The following is a 2,569-nucleotide window of genomic DNA, read 5'->3' as shown; positions in this document are numbered from 1 at the left end:
AGGACAGGATACTCTATTGAATATCACTACTTGCACAAGTCAGGAAACAGACTTGATCGAGCTTCCAGCCAGGTTTGCTTTTCTACGGATAAGGCCAGGGTGCGCGTGGGCGCTACGCCCACGCAAACCGGTATACCGGTGAACTGGCGCACCTTCTGACGCAGTTGCCGGGCGTGTTCGAGCAATGCCTCGTGGGCGAAGCCGTCGAAGCGAACGAACATCTCGTCGATGGAGTAGGGCTCCACGGCCGGGCTGAACTCCTCGAGCACGGCCTGCACCCGCTGGCTCATGTCGCCATAGAGTTCGTAGTTGGAGGAGAGCAGGTGAATTTGCCCGCTGCGTACCAGAGGCTGAAGCTTGAATGCCGGCGCACCCAACTTGATGCCGAGGGCCTTCAGCTCGTCGGAGAGCGAGATGACGCAGCCGTCGTTGTTCGACATTACCCCAACAGGGAAGCCGCACAGCCGGGGCTTGAAGACGCGCTCGCAGCTGACATAGAAGCTGTTGCAATCGATCAGGCCGATCATGCTCATACCGGGTACTCGTGGATGACCGCGCGCACCACGCCCCACACCTGACACTCGATGTCGACGAGCGGGATCGGCGCATAGCGTGGATTGCCCGAGCAGAGGCACGGCACCTTGCCGCGCAGCTCGTATCGCTTGACGGTGATCTCTCCCTCGACCAAAGCTACCAGGATATGGCCGGGGCGGGGCTCGAGTGAGCGATCGACCAGCAGCAGATCGCCTTCGTGGATCCCCAGGCGCTCCATGCTGTCGCCGGTCACGCTCATGAAGAACGTGGACGAGGGGCGTTTGACCAGGCGCTCGTTGAGGTCGAGCGTACGGCCTTCATAGTCCTGTGCCGGGCTGGGAAAGCCGCTGAGGCCGGCGCGGCCCAAGGCCAGCGGGTGAGGCAGCGCAAGCGGTGGCGGCTCGGGGTGAGCCGGGGTGAGGTTTGCCAGTGTCATGTGAGTCCCTTGGTGTTTTCTGTGTTTTTGTACAGTATTTGCGACACTGGCACTGTCAGGCAACAGGTAAATGCTAATGGAAGTTAGCTTGGGGGCGTGTCGGCTTGGCGAAGGTGAGCGAAGGGCAGCATGGCCAGGCGCCCTTGTAGGAGATAGCCTACAAACACGAAGCAAATTTCTTACGCCGTCCGATATCCTGAGTTAATCCACGGCTGGCATGAAGCTACTACCCTGTGGGTAACGGGCTAGGGAAAGCCCTACAGGGAAGGCCGAGCGACGGAATGCTCTTACCCCAAGGAGGCTTGGGCAGGAGGCCCAAGGTTTGGTTGGATAGGGACGCATCGATAGAGCCCGGCCCGTGCGGTCGGGCTTTTTTGTGCCGTCGAGACCCGTTTCCCATGCGAGAGACGCTAGGTTTCGCGTTCTCAAGGGTTCGCCAAAATATCGCGTCTCATCGCGCCTGCCCTGGCCACCGCCGGGGCTCTTTTATTGGCGACGTTTCACCGAGCTACGGCGGGCTCACGACTCAGTACCTGATCGTGAGGGGCCAAAGCTGACAGCTCGAATCGGCAATCTCTTACAGCAATTGCAGTCAAAGCTAATACATGGCGCACGTCGTGGCTGGCATAGTAGGCGCATCGGGCACGGAGGCCCTTCAGGGAAGGACACGTCAAGGGAGACTCAGGAACCAAGGAGGCTCAAGCAGGAGGCTTGAGGAAGTGGAAAGGAAGCGAAGACCCAGCCCGGCCTCATGGCCGGGCTTTCGCTTTCAGGGCCTGGGGTTCCTCGCCGTTAGCCTGTCGCTACCGTAGCCATTGGTGTAGCCACACGTGTAGCCATCACCCCCCACTGAGGTGAGACGCGAGACGAATCAAAGGGTTGGAGAGGCTTGGAGCGGGTGAAGGGAATCGAACCCTCGTCTTAAGCTTGGGAAGCTTCTGCTCTACCATTGAGCTACACCCGCAGAGGGGTTTCGATAGTAAAACCAAGGGCTTGAGCATTGCAAGCCATCTCGTCGCATCGCCGCGGCTCGTTTTTCATCTCGCTGTTTTTATTGAAATTTTCCTGTGCCGTGATGGTCGGTGCGGTGCCGCCGTGCGGTTTTGGGCGGCGCGCCAGAGGCCGCGGTGACAATCGGACAAAAAAATTATCGAACAGTGGCGAACTTTTTTGCTTGCAGCTGTCATATCTGGTACAGGCAACAGCGCGATGGCAGTCGCTAACACTGTTGCTCTGGCTCGCAGTTTCGATCTTGCCGCCCATGACCCCATGGGCGGTTTTTTTTGGTGCGCCAGGCATGGCGCGCAGCGCCCGACGGGCGCTGTTTCCGAGGGTGGTGCCTCGGAATGACTTGGGGGTGAAAGTCCCCTACGGACCCTGATAGCGGGAACCGTTAGCCGAACAGCAAGGGTGTCCGTCGCGAGACGGAATCTGAAGGAAGTTGGAGGCAAACTCCCGGCCCGACGAACAGAAATCGCATACGAGGCTGTCGCCACCTGGGCGAGAGGGCCAAGAAACTCGAAGCCCAATAGCTATCCGGAAGGGGCGGCAGTAGATGCGGCGGGTGTATGGGAGGAAGGTCGCGCGTCTTACCCTGGG

The 2,569-nt window shown here is 59.5% G+C and carries 3 protein-coding genes and 1 tRNA gene; all 4 read right to left on the bottom strand.

Annotated features, from left to right (window positions below; translation table 11 throughout):
* Nucleotides 1–26 precede the first annotated feature (26 nt).
* A complete protein-coding gene (locus tag C4S71_RS22225; RefSeq protein ID WP_307718949.1) occupies nucleotides 27–533 on the bottom strand; it encodes a Y-family DNA polymerase in 507 nt (168 codons plus the stop codon).
* A complete protein-coding gene (locus C4S71_RS22220) occupies nucleotides 530–970 on the bottom strand; it encodes a LexA family protein (RefSeq protein WP_086509378.1) in 441 nt (146 codons plus the stop codon). The genes C4S71_RS22225 and C4S71_RS22220 overlap by 4 nt, the downstream gene beginning before the upstream one ends.
* An 890-nt stretch (nucleotides 971–1,860) precedes the next feature.
* Nucleotides 1,861–1,934, bottom strand: a tRNA-Gly gene (locus tag C4S71_RS22215).
* Nucleotides 1,925–2,269, bottom strand: a complete 345-nt coding sequence (locus C4S71_RS22435) for a hypothetical protein (protein WP_146064647.1) — start codon at nucleotides 2,267–2,269, stop codon at nucleotides 1,925–1,927. Before C4S71_RS22435 ends, C4S71_RS22215 begins: the two co-directional genes overlap by 10 nt.
* Between the last annotated feature and the right edge of the window lie 300 nt (nucleotides 2,270–2,569).

This window comes from Billgrantia desiderata, from assembly GCF_900108215.1.
Taxonomy (GTDB): Bacteria; Pseudomonadota; Gammaproteobacteria; order Pseudomonadales; family Halomonadaceae; genus Halomonas; species Halomonas desiderata.
This window is presented reverse-complemented; position numbering and strand designations above follow the sequence as displayed.

Bases quoted from the DNA above. Each gene is read 5' to 3' on its own strand.
- C4S71_RS22225 (WP_307718949.1), bottom strand. From the start codon at position 533: ATGAGCATGATCGGCCTGATCGATTGCAACAGCTTCTATGTCAGCTGC.
- C4S71_RS22220 (WP_086509378.1), bottom strand. From the start codon at position 970: ATGACACTGGCAAACCTCACCCCGGCTCACCCCGAGCCGCCACCGCTT.
- C4S71_RS22435 (WP_146064647.1), bottom strand. From the start codon at position 2,269: ATGCCTGGCGCACCAAAAAAAACCGCCCATGGGGTCATGGGCGGCAAG.